Raw genomic sequence first — 22,695 nt, forward strand, 5'->3', positions numbered from 1 at the left:
CCCGACCAAAGCCGGGCTTTTCATTTGCTTGATACGGGCGATCAAACGTTGCCGCTGATCCAGTGCGACAGCGCGGTCTTGGGCAGCGCGCCGACCTTGATGTCGGCAACTTCGCCGTCCTTGAAGATCATCAGCGTCGGAATCGAACGCACGCCGAACTGGGCGGCAATCTCGGGGTTCTCGTCGATGTTGACCTTGGTGATCTTGACCTTGCCGGCGAGCTCGTTGGAAATCTCTTCGAGCGACGGGCCGATCATCTTGCAGGGGCCGCACCATTCAGCCCAGAAATCGACGACGACGGGCTCTTTGGCCTCGAGCACGCCGGACTTGAAATTGCTGTTGTCGATCTTGACGGTGGCCATGATACGATCCTCTTGGAGTTGTCTGTCGCGCCATATGTGGTAGTGCGCGGACCCTTGGTCAAGCATCCGTTGTGTCACGCTTGGGTGAGTCGAACAAGGGCGGCATCCATCGCCTCGGCCGGTACGGCGATCAGCCGCGGCGCCTCTGTGAACAGCAGGGCCGCGGCAACCGTCTTGCCGGGATAGAGCGGCCGGAGCAGCGCGCGGTAGAGCGCAAGCTGCACGACATAGGCGTTTGGCACCTGCTCGAACGAGGCGGGTGGCGGCCGGTTGGTCTTGTAGTCGACGATCAACACCTCGCTGTCGGTGACCGCCAGGCGGTCGATCTTGCCCGACACCGAGCGCGGCTTTCCCCTGACCACGAGGCTGCCCATAACAGACACTTCGGCGCGCGAGGAGGGCGAAAACAGCGGCGAAAACCTGGGGTCGTCGAGGACTGCAAGCACGGATGCGAGCGCGCTGGCACGCTCCGCATCCGGCCAGTCCTGGCCGACACGGACGAGGTAGCGCTCGGCGGCGGACTGGCGTATCTCGGCGTCGAGCCGCGGCAGCATCTGTAACAGCCGGTGCAAGGCCGAGCCGCGGGCGATGGCAAAGCCCGGCTCGCCCTCGGCGTCGAGCACCGGCGAGCGGCCCGAGATCACGGCCTCCTGCGTCTCCTCGATCAGCGCCGAAGCGCCCGACGGGGACAGCGGCCGCGGCAAATCCTCGAAGGCCGGCGGCGCGCCAAAAAGGCTTTCCGGCAAGGGCTCGATGCGGGCTCTCTCGCTGGCCGCCGGTTCCGGCGCCGACAAAGGCGTTGCGGGCAATGGCGTGACGCGGAAGCGGTGGACAGGCCTGTCCGTGATGACGGGATGGCCGCGCTCCGCGCTTTCGGGCGCCACCGACAACGCACGGCTGACAATCGAATGCCAGGTGTTGAGGCCGGGCTGGCGCTTGCCGTGATAACCGCAGATGATCAGCCGGTCCTCGGCGCGGGTCATGCCGACATAAAGCAGGCGCCGGTATTCGTCGTCGGCGAGATCGCGGGCCAACGCGCTGGCACCCTTCGAGAAGGCGTTGGCGACATCGGCGCCAGCGCGCCAGAGATAACCCTTGCCCTGCCAGTGTCGGCCTTGCGGGACGAAAGGCATCAGGCGCGGCAAATGCTGATCGCTGAACGGGGCCGAGCCGCTGTCGACGAGGAACACCACCGGCGCCTCCAGACCCTTGGCGGCGTGTACGGTCATGATGCGGACCTCGTCACGCGTCTGATCCATCTCGCGCTTGATCTCGGGGCCGGCACTTTCGAGCGTCGACAGGAACGATTCGAGACCGGGCAGGCCGGTGCGCTCCTCGGCCAGGCAGAAATTCAGGAACTCGTCGAGAATGTCGCCGGCCTCCTGGCCAAGGCGCGAGATCATCTTCTTGCGCACGCCGTCGCGGCTGGGTCCGCCCGACAGCACGCCCGAATAGAACTCGAAGATCGGCCGGAAGGCAGCCTCCGTCGCCCAGGCCTCAAGGACGGCGGCCGCCTCGGCGAAAACAGCATCTCTCGCCGCATGATCGCGCAGCGAGGCGATCAGCGACCTTCCTTTGCTCCGATTGGCCGAGAGCACAAACAGCGCATCTTCCGACATGCCGAAGATCGGGCTACGCAGCACGGCGGCCAGCGACAGGTCGTCCTCCGGCTGGATCAGGAAACGCCCAAGCGCGATCAGGTCCTTGACCGCGATATGGCCGGGCAGGCTCAGCCGGTCGGCGCCGGCTACCGGGATGTCGCGGCGCTTCAGCGCCCGCGACAGCGCATGAACGAAGCGGTCGCGCTTGCGCACCAGCACCATGACGTCGCCCGCGCGCAGGCGCTTGCCGGTGCCTTCGATGACCTCACGCTCGTCGAGCCATTTGCGGATGGTGGCGGCGACCTGTTCAGCAACCACCACGGCAGGCGCATGAGCATGGTCGATAGGCTTGCGCCAGTCGTCGGGCTCGTCGACGGCATCGGCGCCGACCGAGGGCCAGACCTCGACGTAACCTGCCGCCCCGGCGCGGATCGCCTTATGGCTCGGCGGCTCGGGCGCGCGGGTGACGCCGCGACGAACGCTCGTGTCCTCGAAGACACGGTCGACGGCCGACAGCACGTCGTCTGTCGAGCGGAACGACCAGGTCAGTGTGACGTCTTCGAAACGGGCATCGGCATCACGGATGCGGCCGGCGAATTCGTGCTTGGAGTTGTCGAAGGATTCGGGCGCGGCACCCTGGAACGAATAGATCGACTGCTTCTCGTCGCCGACGGCGAAGACCGTGCGGTGAACGTTGTCGCGGGCGCTGAAGCCGGAGAAGAACTCTTCCGCCAGCCGCTTCACCACTTCCCATTGGTCGGGGCTGGTGTCCTGGGCTTCGTCGAGCAGTATGTGGTCGATGCCCTTGTCGAGCTTGTACTGCACCCACGGCCCGGCGTCGGGACGCGCGAGCAGGTTGACGGTGCGGGTGATCAGGTCGTTGAAATCGAGGAAGCCGCGGCCGGTCTTCAGCCGCTCGTAGCGGGCAATCAGCCAGTCGGCGATCGTCAGTGCCGCCTGCGTTGCCTCCAGCATGCGAAAATGGGCGAGCCGGTCGGCTGCCTCGATGATGGCCGCTGCCGTCGCCGCATAACGCTCGGGCAAATCTGGCAGCCGGTCGAGCAAAGCCTTCTTGAACGCGCTGGACGGATTGTACGGATCGCCGTCGGCCTTGAGGAAGGCATTGCACAGAAGCGACAGCCGGCGCATGGGGTCGGCCTCGGCATAGGCGAGCCGGGCGTAAGGCAGGATATTGTTCAGCACGCTGCGCGCGTCTGTGGCTTCGGCTGCTATGGCGAATTCGGTGAAGAAGGTCGGCTCGAAGCCCGGCAGCGGCCAGATCGAAGCGGCGATGGCCTCGGCACTGTCCCTGGGCGAAAAACCGAACTCCTCGTAGAGCGCTTCGAAATTGAAGTCTTGAACCTGGGCGATGAAGGCGCGCAGCCCATCGCGCTTGCGCACGATCTCGGCGAGCAGCGCATCGAGCCCGGCCTCGCCGCCACGCTCCAGCACCTTGGCGAAGGCCTCGGCGAGTTCGGGATTGTGCTCGCCGGCGCCGGTGACCATGTCGCGCCGCGCGGTGGCGAACAAAGTCGCCTCCATCTGGCTGTCGAGCATCTCGAAATGGGCGGCGATGTTGGCCTCGAGCGGGAACTGGTGCAGCACCGACTCGCAGAAGGCGTGGATGGTCTGGATCTTCAGCCCGCCCGGCGTTTCCAGCGCCTCGGCGAACAATCGGCGCGCGCGGCGCAGCTTGGCAGCGTCAGGGCGGACACCGTCGAGTGCCGTGATGCGTGCGGCCAACTCGGCGTCGGCCAACATCGTCCATTCCGACAGGTTGGCGAAGACGCGATTCGACATGTTGGCGGCGGCGGCGCGGGTATAAGTCAGGCACAGGATCTTCGATGGATCGGTGCCACGCAGCAAAAGCCGCATCACGCGCTGCGACAGCACGTGCGTCTTGCCGGAGCCGGCATTGGCCGACACCCAGACCGAATTGCCCGGATCGGAGGCGCGCGCCTGGCGCTCTGCCGTCTCGTTGGGGACGAAGAACGCCTTCTTCATTCATCGCCCTCCGCACTGCCATCACCGCCGGCCGACCATTCGAGCACGCGGGCGAGATGGTCGTAGTCGCCGTCGGTCTCGCCTTCGCGGAAGGGCAAGGCGCGCGAGAGATAACCCGTGGTCGGATCGTTGTAGTGCAGCAAAAGCTGCTCCAAGCGCTGCCAGGCCTCTTCGGACAGTTCGACGGCTGATTTTGGCTTACGGTTGTGCTCGAGGATCGATTCTTCGAACACCTCGCCATTCGGCTTCAGGCGGACGAACGCCAGCTGCGAGGGCTCGCGCTTACCAAGCTCGCGGAAGGCGCCACGCCGCAGAAGCGCGCCTTCGAGCGCCAGCTGGGGCGAGATCAGCGTGTGTGCCTGCGCCTTGGATGGCGACGAGCCGGTCTTGTAGTCGAGGATGTCTGCCATGCCGCCGGCAAGCACGTCGACACGGTCGGCGCGACCGGACAGCGTCGCGCCGCTGAGCCCGACTTCGATGGCCGAGGCGCCTTCCTCGGCGTGGCGGGAAACCACGGCGTCGGCGCGGCTGCGCTCCCACTCCAGGATGTTGACCGCCAGTCGCTCGAAGCGTGGCCACCAGACGGCCTCGACGTCGGCGGGCAGAGCCGCCTCGGCGAAGCAATGGCGGCCGGCGGCGATCAGTGCGCCGAATGCGGTGGGATCACGCGGATCGACGATGGTCGCCGAAAACAGGTGCAGGATATCGTGGAACAACGTGCCCCGCTCGGCGGCACCGGGATCGCGCACCAGCGGGTCGAGCGCCGACAGGCCGAGGATACGCCTGGCATAGACGGCATAGGGATCGCGGCGCAGCGTCTCGATCTCAGTGATGCTGAAGCGGCGCGGCCTGACCTCCACCGGCGGCCTGGGCTCCGGACGGGTAGCGAAATCGGTCTTTTGGCCGGCATCGAGCTGGCGCGCCCAATGAAGCAGGTTTTCGCCGCGCTTGCGCAAGACGGCCGCGTGGTCGGGGCCGAGATAGGTGAGCAGGCGCTGCAGCCAGCGCGACGGCACGGCGGGCGCATCGCCCGAGCGGGCGGAACGCGACAGGACGACGTTTTTCGCCCCCATCGCCATCTGGAAATCATGGGCGGCGAGGCCGATGCGGCGTTCCGGCGGTTCGAGGTCGATGCCCGTCTTCATGACGCGCGACATGAAGCGGTCGGCCTCTGCCTTGCGCGGCCAGGTGCCCTCGTTCAGCGCGCCGATGACCAGCGTATCCACCGTCTGCAGGCGGGCTTCGAGCGCACCCCAGATGGCGATGGCGCGGTCGGCACCCTGCGCCGGCTTGACCGCCTCGGGCGCCACCAGCGCGTCCATGACGTCGGGCCACTCGTCGGCGGCGAAACTGAACGAGGCCTGTGCTGCGACCAGCGAGCGCAGCGCCTCGGCGAGCTTGGCACCGGCATCGCCGTCATAGAGTGTGCCCAGGCCGCCATGCTCGTCGCGTCCGAGATTTTCCAGCGCCTCGACGGTGGCACGGACGATCGCCGCGAGGTCGACCTCTGAATCGCCACGAAAGGCGAACAACGGCGCCAGGCGAGAGACGAGCCTGCCTGCTATGTCCCGGGCTTCCTCGATGCGGCGCACGCTGATGCGGTCGAACCAGAACGGCCTGCGCGACGCGCCACCCATGCTTGTCAATCTGGCGTCGAATTCCTCAGCGAGCCCGGCAATGTCAGGCCGGCCGACGCCACCACGCAGCACGACGAGCTCAATGGTCTCGGCAGCACGCCGGACGGCTGAACGCTCTTGGCCAAGGCGCAGCAAGGGATGCTTGAGCAGCGACAGCACCGCCACCGGATCACCCGGACGGAAGGCGGCAGCGAGCATGGTACGCAGAAGTGCTGCCGGCGGCGTGTTGGCCAGCGGCACGCCACCGGAATCGTCGGCCTGGATGCCGAAGCGGCGAAGCTCCGCAGCGACACGGCGGGCAAGGTTGCGGTCGCTGGTGACCAGGGCAGCGCGATGGCCCGATTGGGCGACCGCCTGGCGAAGCGCGATGGCGATAGCCGCCGCCTCGTCGCGCTCATGCGCGGCTTCGAGAAGTGTTACGCCGGCGAAGGCATCGGCGATCTCGGGGTCGTCGACGTCGCTGCGCTTCTCGGCCCAGGCGTCGGTGGTCTCGGCCGGCCGCAGCGCTTCGCCGACGACGGCCGCGCGGCGGGCCATGGCACCGGTCGGCGCGCCCAGTTCGTCGACGTCGTCGCGCAGGATGCCGATCTTGCCGATCAGCTTGGCGAGGCCATACTGGGGATGGCCAAGCACCGAGGCCCTGGCGCCGATCTCGGTGATCGTCTCATAAGCGCGCTGGTCGAGCGTGGCGTCCAGTCCGGGAAGCACGACTGCACCACGCGGCAAGCGCGAAATGGCCGCGAGCAGCTCGGCGGTAGCAGGGATCGAGCCGGTGGAACCCGCCGCGATGACCGGTCCGGCGGGCGGGTTGCGCTTCAGCCGCTCGGCTTCGAGGCGGATCAGGGCGCTGCGATGGGCGGCAGGATTGGACTGGCCGCGCTCCTTCAGCATTTCCGGCCAGGCGCCGGTGACGATGGAGAGGAAGTCGAGCGTCACCTGCCACCAGCCGGACAGCTCACCGGTCACCAGGTCGGCTAGCCGCGACCAGTCGGAGCCTTCGGTCTCGATCTCGTCCATCAGCCCGGCGAGATCGCGGGCCAGCCAGATGGCGTCGGCAGCCGAGGCCGGCACGACGATCTCCTCCTCGAACAGCGCCGCGACATGGGCGGGAAGACGGCGCTTCCAGGCACGCACCAAGGGTGCGAGCAGGAGCAGGCGGTCGGTGGCGGAAACCGGCGGGGCAAGGTCGAGCGCACCGGCGCCTTCGGTCTCGAAGGCCGCCTCGTCCTCGTCGAACTCGCCGAGCGGCTTGATAACAGGCAGGATCGCCGAGCTGCCGCCGCCGGCATCGACGAAGACACCGCGCAGCGCACGCGCAGCGCGGCGCGTCGGCACGTAGATTGTGACGTCGGCCAGCGCCAGCGGATCGCCGTCGAAGCGGAAGTCGGGGATCAGGCTGCCGTCGAGCAGGGACGCCGCCAGCGTCGGCAGGAAGGGGGTGCCGGGCGGGATGGAAAAGACGCGTGGCGACGCGCGGCCGCTCATTGCGCCTCCGCCAATGCCCTCTTCACCGCGGCCTCGGCAGGTGCGATGGCATCGGGCGTGCCGACGGTGATCCAGCTGCCCGACATGCGCATGCCGTGAAGCCGACCGCTGGCAATCGCCTCGTCGAAATAGCGGTTGAGCGAATGCGGCGTCTCGGGTGCAGCGGCGAACAGGCGTGGGTGGACGATCGCAGCACCGGCATAGATAAGCCCGTCGGGCGCGCCCCTGGCGCGGCTCAACGTCCCGTTCGGCGCGACCAGGAAGTCGGTACCACCCGAGTGTCCGGTCGCCTGTTCGAGGTCCGCCAGCATCAGCAGAATATCCATGCGCCCGGCATCCCAGGCAAGGGCGAGGCGGGTCAGGTTGGGCACGCCCTCATCGATCCAGAAGGTGTCGGCGTTGACGATGTAGAACGGTGCTGCGCCAAGCCGGGGCAGCGCCCTGACGATGCCGCCGGCGGAATCGAGCAGTCCGTCGCGCTCGTCGGAGATTTCGATGCGCGGCGCCTGGCGGGAAGCGACATGCTCGACGATCTGGTCGGGCAGATAGTGGACATTGACGACGGCTCGCTCGACGCCCGCCTCGGTGAGGCTGTCGAGACCCCAGTCGAGCAGGGTCTTGCCAGACACGCGCACCAGCGGCTTGGGGATCGTATCGGTGATCGGCCGCATGCGCTTGCCGAGACCGGCGGCCAGAACCATGGCAACGGAGGGATTTTTGGCAGGCCCATTCACGCGTCAGAACTCCTCGAGCAGGCGGTTGTCGCGGTAGAAGTCGCGCAGTTCCGCCAACGACGGGTGTGAGAGCGAGCGGTGCAGATAGTCCCTGATGCGCGGCAGGTGCCTGAGATATTGCGGCTTGCCATCGCGCCGGTCGAGGCGGACGAAAATGCCGAGAATCTTCGAATTCCGCTGCGCCGCCATGATGGCGTAGGCTTCGCGGAAGGCCATCTCGTCAAAACTGCCGGCAGCATGTCGCGCGGCGACATAGGCATCGACGGTGCCGCGCTCGATGTCGGGCGACACGGTCACCCGCGCATCCATGGCGAGTGAGGCGACGTCGTAAGCGACGGGGCCAATCAGCGCGTCCTGGAAGTCGACGATGCCGAGGCGGTCGTGGCCATGGCGATCGCCACGCCAGATGATGTTTGGCGAATGGTAGTCGCGCAGGACAAGGCCATATTGCTTGTCGGCGAGGCGGTCGAAGACGGCGTTCCAGGCGGCGCGGTAGCCGTCGCACAGCTCAGCCGAAGCAGGCGCACCGGTGACCGCCTTCACATACCATTCGACCAGCAGCTCGACCTCGATCATCAAAGCGTCACGGTCGAAGGGCGGCACCTGGTGGACGACACCGGGCGCGGCCTCCAGCCGGTCGTCCCAATGTTTCCCGTGAATCATTGCCAGCAGTTCTGCCGCAGCTGCGTAGCGCTCGGTGACCGGCCTGCCCTCGGGATCGAGGAAAGCGCCTGAGCCGAGATGCTCGAGCAGCACGAAACCCTGGTCGAGGTCCTGGGCGACGATGCCCGGCACGGTGACGCCACCGGCGGCAAGCGCGCGATCGATGGCGGCGAAGGCGGCGACGGTCTGGGCGGTGTGCGCGATCTCGGCGTAGGGCTTGCCGTCACGCACGGGCGGACCGAGCGTCAGTCTCGGCGAGTTCATCAGCACCAGCGGTGCATGGCCTTCCCTGGTCACCGTCTCATAAGACCGCGCCGAGGCGTCGCCGATGAAACGGGCACGATGAGCATCGCTGCACGCTGAGGCTACGAGGAAGTCACGCATGGCGAGTGAGCGGGCGACACGGTCGAAGGCCGGTCCATCGCCTGTAATCGTGATGCGGCGGCCATCGCCCTCATGCTGGAACGCGATGCGCAGGCTGGTTGCCGGCATGGCATCAGTGGCGCGCTCAGGCCATTCGACCAGCGCCACGCCCGAGCTAACCGCCTCGTCGAAACCAAGCTCTTCCAGCTCCTCTGGCGAGGACAGGCGATAGAGGTCGAAATGATGGACGGCGACAGGCGTGTCGTAGCTCTGGACCAGCGTGAATGTCGGGCTCGGCACCTCATGGGCGGGATCGGCGGCCAGGGCGCGGATCAGGCCGCGCGCCAAAGTGGACTTGCCGGCGCCGAGATCGCCGTCCAGCAGGAACACGTCGCCAGGCCGCACGGCCATGGCGAGGTCCTCGCCCAGCTGCGTCGTGGCGGCCTCGTCGGGCAGGTGCCGTTCCAGCGATCTGGCCGTCGTCAAACCTGCTACTCCGCCGCGACCCGGACGCCGGCGGGCATGTCTGGGAACAGGCAGATGACGGTCGTGCCAAGATCTTTGCCGCTGTCGATCCGGACGGTGCCGCCATGCAGCTCAACGAAGCTCTTGACGATCGACAGGCCAAGGCCGGCGCCGCGCTTGCGGCCGCCGTTGACGCGGGATTCGAAGCGCTGGAACATGGTGTCGAGCACCTCGGGCGGCACACCCGGGCCGTCGTCATGGACCGAAAATTCGACGCCTTCGGCGCGCTGGCGGCAAGCGAGCGTGATGGTGCTGGCAGCCGGCGCGTAGTTCACCGCGTTCGAGAGCAGGTTGTAGAGGATCTGGCGGACGCGGGTCTCGTCGCCGTTGAAGCTCTTCGGCGCGCCCTTGATCTCGATGGCAAGCTTGATCGAGTGCTCTTCCAGCCGGTCGGCGACGAGCTCGGCAGCAGCCTCGATGGCGCGATGGACATGCACTTCGGAGATATCGAGCTGCATGATGCCGGCGTCGACGGTAGCGAGGTCGAGGATGTCGTTGACGATGGTCAACAGCACGCCCGACGACGAGCCGATATGCTCGACATATTCGCGCTGGCGCGGCGACAGCGGTCCGGTGCCGGGCAGCGACAACAGCTCGGTGAAGCCGATGATGTTGGTGAGCGGCGAACGCAGCTCGTAGGAGACGTGCTGGACGAACTCGTTCTTGATCTGGTCGGCGCGCTGCAGCGCCTCGTTCTTGTCCTTCAGCGCGCGCTCGACATTGACGCTGTCGGTGACGTCGACGAAGGTCAGCATCACCTGGCCGTTGGGCAGGTGGATGACGGCATGCTGCAGCACCGAGCCGTTCTTGAGCTCGGTCTGGCCATGGCGGTCGCTGCGTTCGTCAAAGCCGGTGACGGCGGAGACGAAATCGCCCCACGGGCTGTTGTCGGCACGCGTGTCGCATTCGGCGCGGATGGCCGAGATGTGCGTGTTCTGCCGCAGCACCTCGGGCGAGACGCCCCAGAGCTGGCCGAAGGCCGGATTGAACAGGCGGATACGGCCATCTGGGCCAAAGACGACGACGCCTTCGGCCAGATTGTCGAGGGTTTCGCCCTGCACACGCACGGCTGTGGTGTAGCGGCTTTCGAGATCGATCCGCTCGGTCAGGTTCTCGAACACCCAGGTGACGCCGCCCTTGGGCTGCGGATTGGCGACGACGCGGATGGTGCGGCCGTCGGGCAGGTGCCAGAGGTGCTCCTGCGGATCGACGGCGCGATAGGCCGACAGCAGGTTCTCCTTCCAGCGGCGCCATTCCTGCTGCTCGGGCAGCTTGCGTTCGCTGCGCAGGCGGTCGAGCAGCAGCGCATTGTCGGGCGCGCTCGAAATGTAGCCGGCGTCGAGATCCCAGAGCTTCTGGAAGGCGTTGTTGTAGAAGCGCAGCTTCTGCCCGGCGTCGAAGGTGGCGACGGCGGTGGCAACCTGGTCGAGCGTATCGGCATGGCTGCGCACGACCAGGCTGTATTCCTCGCGGATGGCGTCGGCGGCGCTCATGTCGGCGGCGATGCCGGCCGAGCCTTCCTTGCCGACCAGATCGGTGACGGCAAACATCTTGCGGTCGCCATCGATGACGGTCGACAGTGTCTGCTGGAACAGCGGCTGCGTCTGGTGCTGCTGGACGATCGCCTCGCGCGCCTGGGTGCCGAGAAATTCCTTGCCGTCACGAATGGCGGCGGACGAATCCACCGCCTCGACGGCCTTGGCGAAGGCCTTGTTGACCCATTTAAGGCGGCCGTCGGCATCGCGCATCCAGAACGGCATGTCGATTGCGTCCAGCAGGCCGATCAGCGTCTCGTATTCGGCGCTCAGGCGCTGGTTTTCGAGCTTCAACCGGGCCTGCCCGCGCTGCGCTTCGGAAATCGAGACAAAGCGGACGATGACATGGGCACCGCTCTTGCGGCCATGGACCTCGAGCGCAGCATTGGCGTGGGTTTCGGCAATCAGTTCGAAGGCCGTGCCCTTGTCGCGCAAGGCAGCGATGGCGTTTTCGAGCGCTGCGGCCGAACGCGGCATCAGCCAGCGGCCAAAGCCAAGGAAGGCGGCACGATCATCCGGGGCCCCTGTCTCGATCGGCAGCGAACCGACGAGTTCGGGCTTCTTGTTCTCGTTGGCCCAGACGATGACGCGCTGGTCGCGCAAATTGAGCAGGGCCTCGGAGCGCTGCAGCGAGGCATTGAGATCGGCAACGCGGCCGCGCAGCTCGACATTCTCGGCGCTGATGCGGCCCTTCTCGCGGATCAGCGCGATTGCCGAGATCAAGGCAGCGCCCATCACGCCGACGAACATCGCAAGCTGGATGACTTCTACGGTGCTCACGGGCAGGCCGGCAATCGATGCCTGCTGGGCGTGGGCGAAGCCGAGAGGCGTGCAAATCGCAGTCGTGGCAAGGGCCGCGCTCGCCGCCCAACCGCCCACACGCCGCAAGGCATGCCAGGAGCGGCCTGCGGTCGCGTTCTGCGAATCCTCGTGGCCGCCGGAGACGGCCTGTCCCGCTGGAAGCGGGTATTCCCCCGGCATGTCTTGTTTCCTCTGTGCCGCCCGACTGCAAGACCGCCCCGTAGTGCCCGAAATTCCCGCCAAGAATGGGCGCGTGACGAATCATGTCACCATACCGCTTAGGCGAATCGACGTGAAGCAGGCGAGCCCCCAAAAAAGAAACCGGGCGAAAGTCAATCGCCCGGCTTCAATATCTAGTAGGTATTTTCGCTATGGTTAATAGCGGTAGTGTTCCGGCTTGAACGGACCCTTTGGCGTGACGCCGATATAGGTAGCCTGCTCATCGCTCAGCGTGGTCAGCTTGGCGCCGAGCTTGTCGAGATGCAGGCGCGCGACCTTCTCGTCGAGATGCTTGGGCAGGACATAGACTTCGTTCTTGTACTGGCCGGGCTTGGTCCAGAGCTCGATCTGGGCCAGCGTCTGGTTGGTGAACGACGCCGACATGACGAAGCTCGGATGGCCGGTGGCGTTGCCGAGGTTGAGCAGACGGCCTTCCGACAAAAGGATCATGCGCTTGCCCCCCGGGAAGGTGATCATGTCGACCTGCGGCTTGACGTTGGTCCACTTCAGATTGCGCAGCGCGGCAACCTGGATCTCGTTGTCGAAGTGGCCGATGTTGCCGACGATGACCATGTCCTTCATCAGGCGCATGTGATCGAGGGTGATGACGTCCTTGTTGCCGGTCGTGGTGATGACGATGTCGGCGGTCGGAGCGGCATCCTCGAGGGTTACGACTTCAAAGCCGTCCATCGCCGCCTGCAGCGCGCAGATCGGATCGACTTCCGTGACCTTGACGCGGGCGCCGGCGCCCTGGAGCGAGGCGGCCGAACCCTTGCCGACGTCGCCGTAGCCGCAGACGACGGCGACCTTGCCGGCCATCATGACGTCGGTACCGCGGCGGATGCCGTCGACCAGCGATTCCTTGCAGCCATACTTGTTGTCGAACTTCGACTTGGTGACCGAGTCGTTGACGTTGATCGCCGGGAAGGGCAGTAGGCCCTTCTTCTGCAGCTGGTAGAGACGATTGACGCCGGTCGTGGTCTCTTCGGTGACGCCGCGGATCGCAGCCTTGTGCTTGGCGAAGAAGCCCGGCGTCTCGGCCATGCGCTTCTTGATTTGGGCGAAAAGGATTTCTTCCTCTTCGCTGCCCGGATTGGACAGCACGTTTTCGCCTGCTTCAGCGCGAGCGCCGATCAGGATGTACATGGTGGCGTCGCCGCCATCATCGAGGATCATGTTGGTGGCGCCGCCATCGGTCCACTGGAAGATCTGGTCGGTGTACTGCCAGTATTCCTCGAGCGTCTCGCCCTTGACTGCGAAGACCGGGATACCAGATTCGGCGATCGCCGCAGCGGCGTGGTCCTGCGTCGAAAAGATGTTGCACGAGGCCCAGCGGATGTCGGCGCCGAGAGCCTTCAGCGTCTCGATCAGCACCGCGGTCTGGATGGTCATGTGCAGCGAGCCGGAAATGCGTGCGCCCTTGAGCGGCTGTGCTTCACCGAACTCCTCGCGGCAGGCCATCAGGCCCGGCATTTCGGTTTCGGCGATCTCGATTTCCTTGCGACCCCAGCCGGCGAGCGAAATGTCGGCGACCAGATAATCCTTGCTACCCGTCATGGCTTGCTCCGATTCCTGTTTGCTGCGCGCCGAAGCGGGAGGCTTGAGAGGGCGCGCGAAAGATCGGCCTGACTACCAGATCAGGCCGTCATCGACAATGGGACATAAAGAAATCTTTATTCGTGCATGTCACTGGGCAGATAACCCGGCGATCAGCACTCCTCGCCAAAACGCGCGGCAACGAGTGTCGCAAGCGCTTCCATCGCCTGGTCGGCCTCGGGGCCGCTTGCGGTCACCCGGATCGTGCAGCCGGGACTGGCGGCCAGCATCATCAGGCCCATGATCGAGGTGCCGCCAACGGAAATGCCGTCCTTCTCGACGCTGATCGAGGCTTCGAACTCGCCGGCGATCTGCACGAACTTCGCCGAAGCGCGCGCATGCAGGCCTCTCTGGTTGACGATGGCGAGGTCGCGGACGACGTGGCCCTTCTCGGGCGAGTAGGGCATGCCGCTCATTTGCCGCTCAGCACCTGGCTTGCAACGTTGATGTATTTGCGTCCTGCCGCCTGCGCTTCGTCGAGCGCGCCGGACATGTTGTCGGCCTTGCGCACGCTGGTCAGCTTGATCAGCATTGGCAGGTTCATGCCGGCGATGACCTCGACACGGCCGGCCTCCATCACCGAGATGGCGAGATTCGACGGCGTGCCCCCGAACATGTCGGTCAGGACGACGACGCCGGCACCGGTGTCGGCGCGGGCAACGGCGTTGATGATGTCGCTGCGGCGCTGCGCCATATCATCGTCGGCGCCGATTGAGACGGTCTCGAAATTCTCCTGCGGTCCGACGACGTGTTCCACGGCATGGCGGAACTCCTCAGCCAGTTGACCGTGCGTCACAAGCACGAGTCCGATCATTCTGTCATGGCTCCCGTCATGGCCCTTTCACAGCCGCGCAGTATTTTTGCCGCCTTGGGGGCGGGAGCGCTATCTTGTCGACGGCGAGGGCGTTTACAAGCCCCAATTTACGGCAAGACCTGCCATTTTGACGCAATGCAGCAAAAATGTTGGGCAGCCTCAGGCTGGAAACCGGGCGCCGAGCAGCGCCAGCAGCGCGGGTGTGGCCACTGCGATTTCGCGCTCCGCGAGCATCAATCTTGGCACTTTGCAACCCAGGAGAAGCTCACTTGCGTCCTCGGGCAGCCGCTCCACCGCGCCGGCCGGAACCAGCCTGACAAGCAGGTCGACCGTTGTCGCGGCCTCATGTTCGACGGGGATTGGGCCGCCGCCTCTGACTTCAACGAGACCGGCGATCGTTGACGGCGCATGGCAGACGAGCCGACCCTGATGGGCCGACAGGAAAACCTGATCGTCGGATACCAGCCGGGCAAAACGGTTGCCGGCGCGAAATTTTTCGACAAGCGCAAGAGCGAGTGACGATTTGCCTGAGCCCGGCGGTCCGGCGATCAGCACGCCGCGATCTCCGAGTACTATCGCCGTCGCATGCATGTTGGTCGGCGCCACGGATCAGCTTTCGGCCGGGAAGGCGACAATGAAACGCGCACCCTTGAGTTCGCCCGGCTTGGTGCCGGTGATGTTCTCGGCCGTCAGCGTGCCGCCATGGGCTTCGACGATCTGGCGGCTGATCGAGAGGCCGAGGCCGGAGTTCTGGCCGAAGGCTTCGCTGGCGGGCCGGTCGGTGTAGAAGCGCTCGAAGATGCGGTCGATGTTTTCGGCGCGGATGCCGGGACCGTTGTCCTCGACGGTGATGACGTTGAACTTGCCGACGCGTGCAAGCGAAATGGCGATGTGGCCATGCTCGTCGGGCACGAAGGAGCGGGCATTCTCGATCAGGTTGGTGATGACCTGGCCGATGCGCAGATCGTGGCCGGCGACATTGTAGTTCTTCACGCCGGCCGGCAACTTGGCAGGGGTGAATTCGATCTCGACCGGCTTCTTGTGGCGGCCGCTCTCACGCGACACCGAGACCAGGTCGCCGATGAACTTCTTGAGATCGACCCTGCTGGCGTCCTCGCGGGCCAGTTCGGCATCGAGGCGTGAAGCGTCGGAAATGTCGGTGATCAGCCGGTCGAGCCGGCGCACGTCGTGCTGGATGACCTCCATCAGGCGCGCCCGCGAACTTTCATTCTTGGCCAGCGGCAAGGTCTCGACGGCGCTGCGCAGCGAGGTCAGCGGGTTCTTGAGCTCGTGGCTGACGTCGGCAGCAAAGCTCTCGATCGCTTCGATACGGTTGTAGAGCGCGTTGGTCATGTCGCGCACGGCGACCGACAGGTTGCCGATCTCGTCCTGGCGATCCGAGAAATCGGGAATCTCGTCGCGGTTCTTGCTACCGCGCCTGACGCGATTGGCTGCAGCCGAGAGGCGGCGCAGAGGCGTGGCGATCGTCGAGGCCAGAACCATCGAAAGGATGGCGGTGACCAGTGCCGCGACACCGAAGACGCGCAGAATCGCCTTTTGCTCGGCCGCCACGATCTTGTCGATGTCGCCGCCTTCGGTCGACAGCATCAACACGCCGAGCACGGCGCGGAAACGCTGGATCGGAACGGCGACGGAGACGATCTGCTCGCCCTGCTCGCTGACGCGCACGATGGTCGCGGGGCCGCCGGTCAGAGCCTGGACGACTTCCGGGAAGGCAGCGCCATTGCCGCCCGGCTGCTCCTTGTAGACCGGCAGGGAGCTGTCGACGAAGAAGTCGAAGATGAATTTCTGCGCCCGCTCGATCAGCGTCGGCTCTTCTTCCTCCACCGGCGGCAGGTCGTAGCGCAGGATCTGGTGGCGCGAGTCGAGCAAAAGGTTGGCGTCGCGGTCGTAGATGCGGGCGCGGGTGCGGGTCGGCGAGATGACCCGCCGCAGCAGCGGCGCGACACGCTCCGGATTGATCGGGAAATCGAGGCTGTCGAGCTGGTCGGTGCCGGGACCAAGGCTTTCGCCGGCCTGCAGCTCGAGCAGCTTTTCCGGATCGATCCTGATGGCATCGGTTTCGACCGTTGCCGACGAAGCGATGGCGCCGGCAATGATACCGCCCTGCGTCATCAGGCTTTCGACGCGTGCCTCGATCAGCGCGCCGCGGAACGCGTTGAGATAGAAGATGCCCGCCACCAGCACCGCCAGACCGGCGAGGTTGAGGAACAGGATGCGGCGGGTCAGGCTCGAGAAGAAATAATGGCCAAGCAGGCGGCTCAGGCGAATCCGGGTCCGGTCGAGAAACAGCAAACGCCCGCGCGGCCGCTTGGAGGCGGCCGCCGGCTTCCTGATCTCTGCGTCCATCGCCATGTGATCTCAGCCCTCGCCGATATCACGCTTCGCGGAATCTGTAGCCGACACCGTAGAGGGTTTCGATCATCTCGAAGTCGTCGTCGACAGCCTTGAACTTCTTGCGCAAGCGCTTGATGTGGCTGTCGATGGTGCGGTCGTCGACATAGACCTGCTCATCATAGGCCGAATCCATCAGGGCGTCGCGGCTCTTGACCACGCCCGGGCGCTGCGCCAGCGAGTGCAGGATCAGGAATTCGGTGACGGTGAGTACGACCGGCTCGCCCTTCCAGGTGCAGGTGTGGCGCTCCTGGTCCATCACCAGCTGGCCACGCTCGAGCGAGCGAGCCTGCTGCGTCGGCGCCTTGGTCGCGGCCTCGCGGGCGCTTGCCCGGCGCAATACGGCGCGGACACGCTCGACCAGCAGGCGCTGCGAGAACGGCTTGCGGATGAAATCGTCGGCGCCCATCTTCAGACCGAAGAGCTCATCGATCTCGTCATCCTTGGAGGTCAGGAAGATCACCGGCAGATCGGTCTTCTGGCGCAGCCGGCGCAACAGCTCCATACCATCCATGCGCGGCATCTTGATGTCGAGGATGGCAAGGTTCGGCGGACGCGCGGCCAGCCCTTCGAGCGCCGACGCACCATCCGTATAGGTCTCGACGCGATAGCCCTCGGACTCAAGTGCGATCGAAACCGATGTCAAAATGTTGCGGTCGTCGTCGACAAGCGCGATCGTTGCCATTTCCAGCGGCTCCCTCATGAGCGGGTGTCCCTTCCTGCTTACAGCAGGGCTTGTGCAGGACAAATTAGGTACAAAATGTGGCATAGCCTCCGTTCGAGGGGAGCGCAACCGCCATGCCTTGTGCTTGCCTTATATGGGGCGGCGGCGCCAAAGCTCGAACAAAAAACTGCCGATCTTGTGTGGGCCGGCGACTGCTTGCACACCTTTTAAACGATTTAGACAAATTTCAAAATTTTTAAATCGATTAATGATTTGATATCGCTTATCTTTTCTGTTTCAGCCTGCCTCAGTCCCGTTGGGACAGCGGCGTCCGGCCCGCAGACCGGACACAGCGTCATGGCTACGAGGCTTCACTAAATGACCGAAACCGGTAAGCGAAATCCCGCCTGCGGGATCGAAACGGCAGGGCTCAAAACGTCGGGCACCGTCCGTTACAACTTTGGCGCTGCATTTCTCACCGAAGAAGCGATCCGGCGCGGCGAGGCTAAGCTGACCGCGCATGGCGCACTCGTCGCAGAGACCGGCCAGCATACCGGCCGTTCGCCCAAGGACAAGTTCGTCGTGCGCGACGAAAACACCGAAGACCATGTCTGGTGGGACAACAACAAGCCGATCAGTCGCGCCCAGTTCGACGCGCTGCACGCCGAATTCCTGGCCCAGGCGGCCGACAAGGATCTCTATGTCCAGGACCTGATCGGCGGCGCCGACCGCTCGCTGTGCCTGCCGACGCGCGTCGTCACCGAATTCGCCTGGCACTCGATGTTCATCCGCAACCTTTTGATCCGTCCGACGGCGGCCGAGCTTGCCAGCTTCGTGCCCGAGATGACGATCATCGACCTGCCGTCGTTCCGCGCCGACCCGGCCCGCCACGGCACCCGCACCGAGACCGTGATCGCCGTCGACCTGACCCGCATGATCGTGCTGATCGGCGGCACCGCCTATGCCGGCGAGATGAAGAAGTCGGTGTTCACCGCGCTCAACTACCTTCTGCCGACCAAGGGCGTGATGCCGATGCATTGCTCGGCCAACGAAGGTCCCGACGGCGACGCCGCCGTGTTCTTCGGCCTGTCGGGCACCGGCAAGACGACGCTGTCGGCCGATCCCAAACGCACGCTGATCGGCGACGACGAGCACGGCTGGGGCCCTGACGGCATCTTCAACTTCGAGGGCGGCTGCTACGCCAAGACGATCCGGCTGTCGGCCGAAGCAGAACCGGAAATCTTCGCCACCACCCAGCGTTTCGGCACCGTGCTCGAGAACGTGGTGCTGGACGACAGCCGCGTTCCCGATTTCGACGACGGCTCGCGCACCGAAAACACCCGCTGCGCCTATCCGCTCGACTTCATCCCGAACGCCAGCGCCACCGGCCAGGCCAGCCACCCGAAGAACATCATCATGCTGACGGCCGATGCCTTCGGCGTGATGCCGCCCATCGCCAAGCTGACGCCGGCGCAGGCGATGTACCACTTCCTGTCGGGCTACACGGCCAAGGTTGCCGGAACCGAGCGTGGCGTGACCGAGCCGGAGGCGACCTTCTCGACCTGCTTCGGTGCTCCCTTCATGCCGCGCCACCCCTCGGAATACGGCAATCTGCTACGCCAGCTGATCGCCGAGCACAATGTCGACTGCTGGCTGGTCAACACCGGCTGGACCGGCGGCGCTTATGGCACCGGCTCGCGCATGCCGATCAAGGCAACGCGCGCCCTGCTGTCGGCAGCGCTCGACGGCTCGCTGAACGCGGTCGAGTTCCGCACGGATGCGAATTTCGGCTTCGCCGTGCCCGTCTCGGTGCCGGGCGTCGACAGCAAGATCCTCGACCCGCGTTCGACCTGGGCCGACGGCGCTGCCTATGACCGCCAGGCCAAGAAGCTGGTGTCGATGTTCGCCGACAATTTCGGCAAGTTCGAAAGCCATGTCGACGCCTCCGTTCTGGGCGCAGCACCGCAGGTGCGCGAAGCCGCCGAGTAACACTCGCATCGGCTGAACAAACATCGAAAGGCCCGGCCAAGTGCCGGGCCTTTTCTTTTGCGCAAAGGCACGGCATGACTTCACGCATGAGCGCCGACGCCAAGATTTTCATCGCCAATGACGTGGTCATCCATCCCGACGACCTCGAGGAGAACTTCATCCGCTCCTCGGGGCCGGGTGGCCAGAACGTCAATAAGGTGGCGACAGCCGTGCAGCTGCGCTTCGACGCCGCCAACGCACCGGGGCTGCCCGAGCGCGTGCGCGAACGGATCATCAAGCTCGCCGGGCAGAAGGCGACCAAGGACGGCGTCATCGTCATCGAAGCCGGGCGCTATCGGACGCAGGAACAGAACCGCGCCGATGCGCGCGCCAGGCTGACGGCGCTTGTCGCCAAGGCGGCCGAGCCGCCACCGCCGCCGCGCAAGAAGACCAAGCCGACAAAGGGTTCGGTCGAGCGCAGGCTGAAGACCAAGTCCGGCCGCTCGACAGTCAAGAAGTTGCGCGGGCGGGTCGACGGCGACTAGGCCTCTTTAGCCCGACGGCCGACGGCAGGGCGTTTCGCACGTCCTCGGGATTGCCCTGGGACACAGCCTTCGGTTGCCGCTTCCAATTTGCTCCCGCAGATGCCAAGTTTCGGCGACTGCCACAGCAAGGGAGACCACGAATGGGCATGTTCGATTTCGTCAAGAATGTCGGCAAGAAGCTTGGTTTCGGGGATGACGAGGCGCCGAGCGCCGATACGCTGAAGAAAGAGCTCGATTCGCACAAGCTCGGCACCGACAACGTGCAGGTCGTGGTCAAGGGCGACACCGCCGTGCTGACCGGCGTGGTCAAGGACCAGTCGATCTTCGAAAAAGCGGTCATCGCCGTCGGCAACACGCTTGGCGTTTCCAAGGTGCAGGCAGACGAGCTCAAGGTCGTTGCGCCCGACTCCGGCCTCAAGCTCGACGGCACTGTCGACATGACGGAGCTGGTCAAGGCATCCACGCCTGCCAAGGCGCCGGTGTTCTACACCGTCAAGAAGGGCGACAACCTGTCGAAGATCGCCGAAGCCCAGTACGGCAAGGGCAAGGCGTCGAAATACACCGTCATCTTCGAGGCCAACAAGCCGATGCTGACGCACCCCGACAAGATCTATCCCGGCCAGGTACTGCGTATCCCCGATATCGCGACGGCCTGAGCCGAAGACACTCGGTTCATGCGAACGGCGGCTTTCGGGTCGCCGTTTTGCGTTTCAGCTGGCATCCTGGACGGCCAGATCGAACAAGGCAGCTTTGACGTGCTCGTATTGCCCAAAGGCGTCCGCCACATGCCAGGCTTTCTCACCCGCGAGGTGCAGGAAGGACTGGTCGAAAGCATCCGTGAGGTGGTGAAGGCCGCACCGCTCTACACGCCCGCCATGCCCAGGACCGGCAAGGAAATGAGCGTGCGCATGACCAATTGTGGTTCGCTCGGCTGGGTCACCGACAAGGAGCGCGGCTATCGCTACCAGCCGGAACACCCGGTGACGGGCGAAGCATGGCCGCCGATCCCCGAGGCCTTGCTTGCGCTGTGGCGCGAGGTTTCGGGCTACCCGCATCCGCCGGAAGCCTGCCTCGTCAATTTCTACACCGACGCGGCCAAGATGGGGCTGCACCAGGATCGTGACGAGCGCGAATTCGAAGCGCCTGTCGTCTCTGTATCTTTGGGTGACGCTTGCCTGTTCCGCGTCGGCGGTGTCAGGCGCGACGACCGAACGGTGTCGTTCCGGCTCGAGAGCGGTGACGTGGTGGTGCTGGGCGGGGAGGGGCGGTTGGCCTTCCACGGCGTCGACCGCATCTATCCGATGACCTCGGCCCTGCTGAAGCAGGGTGGCCGTATCAACCTGACGCTAAGACGCGTGACCAAGCCGGCTGCGGCGTAAGCGGCCGAACTCTCAGAGCTTGCGGATCGCCACTTCCTCAACCAGATGGCCGGCACCCTTCTTGAGGATCAGGTCGGCGCGCGGACGCGTCGGCAGGATGTTTTCGCGCAGGTTCTTCAGGTTGATGTTGGCCCAGAGCCCTTCGGCGATGGCACGTGCGGCATCTTCCGACAGCTGCGAATAACGATGGAAGAAGGACTGCGGATTGCGGAAAGCCGTCTCGCGCAGGCGCATGAAGCGTTCGATGTACCACTCGTGGATGATCTGTTCGTCGGCGTCGATATAGATAGAGAAATCGAAGAAATCGGAGACGAAGGGCACGAACTTGCCATCCTTGGGCAGTTCGCGCGGCTGCAGCACGTTGATGCCCTCGAAGATCAGGATGTCGGGCCGATCGACGGTGACGAACTCACCGGGCATGACGTCATAGGTCAGGTGCGAATAGACCGGCGCGCGGACATTGGGCTGCCCCGACTTGATGGCCGAGAGGAAACGCAACAGAGCGCCGACATCGTAACTGTCGGGAAAACCCTTGCGCTCCATCAGATTGTCGCGGCGCAGCACCTCGTTGGGATGAAGGAAGCCGTCCGTCGTCACCAGGTCGACCTTCGGACTCGACGGCCAACGGGTGAGCAGCTCTTTCAGGATACGTGCCGTCGTCGACTTGCCGACGGCGACCGAGCCGGCCATGCCGATGATGAAGGGCGTCTTGGTGCCCTTCTTCTCCGAGTTGAAGAAGCGCTGGCGTTGGCGGAAGAGCTGCTGGCTGGTCTCGACATGGGCCGAGAGCAGGCGCGACAGTGACAGATAGATGCGCCTGACCTCGTCGAGGTCGATCGGCTCGTACATGGAGCTCAGCCGCCTGACCTCGTCGGCGGTCAGTGTCATCGACATGTCGACGCCGAAACCCGCCCAATGCTCGGCGGAGAAGAACCAGTAGGGGGAGTATTTGTCCGTCGGTGCGAGTTGATCCATCGACTGTTCCCTGCGGCGGCCGACCAAGGTCAGCCTTCGTTCTTGCGCGAGGCCTTTTCGGCAATTCCGGACTGCGAGGTGCGCCGCTCCAGTTCGGCCATCACCTCAGCCATCGGAATGCCGGCGACGGCCAGCACGACGAGCCAATGATAAAGGAGATCGGCACTTTCCGAAACGAGCCCGGCGGCGTCGCCCTTGACCGCGGCGATGACTGTTTCAACCGCCTCCTCGCCCAGCTTCTTGGCCGCTCGCTCCATGCCCGACTGGTAGAGCTTGGCGGTCCAGGAACTGGCATCGCCCGAGCGGGCACGCTCGGCGACGATCTCTTCCAGGTCGGAAAGGGAAAATCCGGTCATTGTGGCCTCGGCAGTCCAGAACATGTTCCATTCCGAAGAGCCGAGCCGGAACAT

The 22,695-nt window shown here is 65.0% G+C and carries 18 protein-coding genes; 4 read left to right on the forward strand and 14 right to left on the reverse strand.

Annotated elements, in window-relative coordinates; translation table 11 throughout:
• Positions 1–41 precede the first annotated feature (41 nt).
• The 12 genes from trxA to H5P29_RS04505 form a co-directional block, all read right to left on the reverse strand.
• Positions 42–362, reverse strand: a complete 321-nt coding sequence (gene trxA, locus H5P29_RS04450; RefSeq protein WP_067955731.1) for a thioredoxin — start codon at positions 360–362, stop codon at positions 42–44.
• A 74-nt stretch (positions 363–436) separates the two neighbouring features.
• Entirely contained in the window at positions 437–3,967 is a 3,531-nt protein-coding gene (gene addA, locus H5P29_RS04455; protein ID WP_154385270.1) for a double-strand break repair helicase AddA, read from the reverse strand.
• Positions 3,964–7,089, reverse strand: a complete 3,126-nt coding sequence (gene addB, locus H5P29_RS04460) for a double-strand break repair protein AddB (RefSeq protein ID WP_154385271.1) — start codon at positions 7,087–7,089, stop codon at positions 3,964–3,966. Before addB ends, addA begins: the two co-directional genes overlap by 4 nt.
• Positions 7,086–7,790, reverse strand: a complete 705-nt coding sequence (locus H5P29_RS04465) for a nucleotidyltransferase family protein (protein ID WP_067955737.1) — start codon at positions 7,788–7,790, stop codon at positions 7,086–7,088. The genes addB and H5P29_RS04465 overlap by 4 nt, the downstream gene beginning before the upstream one ends.
• A gap of 36 nt (positions 7,791–7,826) precedes the next feature.
• Positions 7,827–9,335, reverse strand: a complete 1,509-nt coding sequence (gene tsaE / locus H5P29_RS04470) for a tRNA (adenosine(37)-N6)-threonylcarbamoyltransferase complex ATPase subunit type 1 TsaE (protein WP_154385272.1) — start codon at positions 9,333–9,335, stop codon at positions 7,827–7,829.
• Between the two features lie 5 nt (positions 9,336–9,340).
• Positions 9,341–11,890 carry a PAS domain-containing sensor histidine kinase gene (locus H5P29_RS04475; protein ID WP_154385273.1) on the reverse strand — a complete coding sequence of 850 codons (2,550 nt, stop codon included), beginning with the start codon at positions 11,888–11,890 and terminating at the stop codon, positions 9,341–9,343.
• 195 nt (positions 11,891–12,085) lie between these two features.
• Positions 12,086–13,486: an adenosylhomocysteinase gene (ahcY, locus tag H5P29_RS04480; RefSeq protein ID WP_067955742.1), complete on the reverse strand. Its 1,401-nt coding sequence runs from the start codon at positions 13,484–13,486 to the stop codon at positions 12,086–12,088.
• Positions 13,487–13,638: 152 nt separating this feature from the next.
• Positions 13,639–13,941, reverse strand: coding sequence for an HPr family phosphocarrier protein (locus tag H5P29_RS04485; protein ID WP_067955743.1), 303 nt, complete (start codon positions 13,939–13,941; stop codon positions 13,639–13,641).
• Positions 13,938–14,339 (reverse strand): PTS sugar transporter subunit IIA, encoded by a 402-nt coding sequence (locus H5P29_RS04490; RefSeq protein WP_067955745.1) that lies wholly within the window; start codon positions 14,337–14,339, stop codon positions 13,938–13,940. The genes H5P29_RS04485 and H5P29_RS04490 overlap by 4 nt, the downstream gene beginning before the upstream one ends.
• Before the next feature lie 159 nt (positions 14,340–14,498).
• Positions 14,499–14,945: an HPr kinase/phosphorylase gene (locus tag H5P29_RS04495; protein ID WP_182574463.1), complete on the reverse strand. Its 447-nt coding sequence runs from the start codon at positions 14,943–14,945 to the stop codon at positions 14,499–14,501.
• A 3-nt stretch (positions 14,946–14,948) separates the two neighbouring features.
• Positions 14,949–16,709, reverse strand: a complete 1,761-nt coding sequence (locus H5P29_RS04500; protein WP_182574514.1) for a sensor histidine kinase — start codon at positions 16,707–16,709, stop codon at positions 14,949–14,951.
• Positions 16,710–16,737: 28 nt separating this feature from the next.
• Positions 16,738–17,439 carry a response regulator transcription factor gene (locus H5P29_RS04505; protein WP_109578295.1) on the reverse strand — a complete coding sequence of 234 codons (702 nt, stop codon included), beginning with the start codon at positions 17,437–17,439 and terminating at the stop codon, positions 16,738–16,740.
• Between the two features lie 357 nt (positions 17,440–17,796).
• Between H5P29_RS04505 and H5P29_RS04510 the strand changes: the two genes are divergently transcribed.
• The 4 genes from H5P29_RS04510 to H5P29_RS04525 all read left to right on the forward strand — a co-directional run bounded on the left by H5P29_RS04510 (position 17,797) and on the right by H5P29_RS04525 (position 21,310).
• Complete coding sequence (locus tag H5P29_RS04510; protein WP_154385274.1) at positions 17,797–19,407, forward strand: phosphoenolpyruvate carboxykinase; 1,611 nt, start codon at positions 17,797–17,799, stop codon at positions 19,405–19,407.
• Between the two features lie 86 nt (positions 19,408–19,493).
• The gene (gene arfB / locus H5P29_RS04515; protein WP_154385275.1) at positions 19,494–19,931 is read left to right on the forward strand and encodes an alternative ribosome rescue aminoacyl-tRNA hydrolase ArfB; all 438 of its coding nucleotides are present in this window, start codon (positions 19,494–19,496) and stop codon (positions 19,929–19,931) included.
• A gap of 140 nt (positions 19,932–20,071) precedes the next feature.
• Positions 20,072–20,587 (forward strand): peptidoglycan-binding protein LysM, encoded by a 516-nt coding sequence (gene lysM, locus H5P29_RS04520; protein ID WP_067955760.1) that lies wholly within the window; start codon positions 20,072–20,074, stop codon positions 20,585–20,587.
• A gap of 99 nt (positions 20,588–20,686) precedes the next feature.
• Positions 20,687–21,310 (forward strand): alpha-ketoglutarate-dependent dioxygenase AlkB, encoded by a 624-nt coding sequence (locus tag H5P29_RS04525; protein WP_182576154.1) that lies wholly within the window; start codon positions 20,687–20,689, stop codon positions 21,308–21,310.
• A 12-nt stretch (positions 21,311–21,322) separates the two neighbouring features.
• On the opposite strand, the gene coaA is transcribed toward H5P29_RS04525, so the two are convergent.
• Together coaA and H5P29_RS04535 are read right to left on the reverse strand one after the other, a co-directional pair.
• Positions 21,323–22,285 carry a type I pantothenate kinase gene (gene coaA, locus H5P29_RS04530; protein WP_067965886.1) on the reverse strand — a complete coding sequence of 321 codons (963 nt, stop codon included), beginning with the start codon at positions 22,283–22,285 and terminating at the stop codon, positions 21,323–21,325.
• A gap of 29 nt (positions 22,286–22,314) precedes the next feature.
• Entirely contained in the window at positions 22,315–22,641 is a 327-nt protein-coding gene (locus tag H5P29_RS04535) for a phosphoribosyl-ATP diphosphatase (RefSeq protein ID WP_067965889.1), read from the reverse strand.
• Positions 22,642–22,695 lie beyond the last annotated feature (54 nt).

Origin of the sequence: Aminobacter sp. MDW-2, assembly GCF_014250155.1 — a bacterium.
Classification (GTDB): domain Bacteria; phylum Pseudomonadota; class Alphaproteobacteria; order Rhizobiales; family Rhizobiaceae; genus Aminobacter; species Aminobacter ciceronei.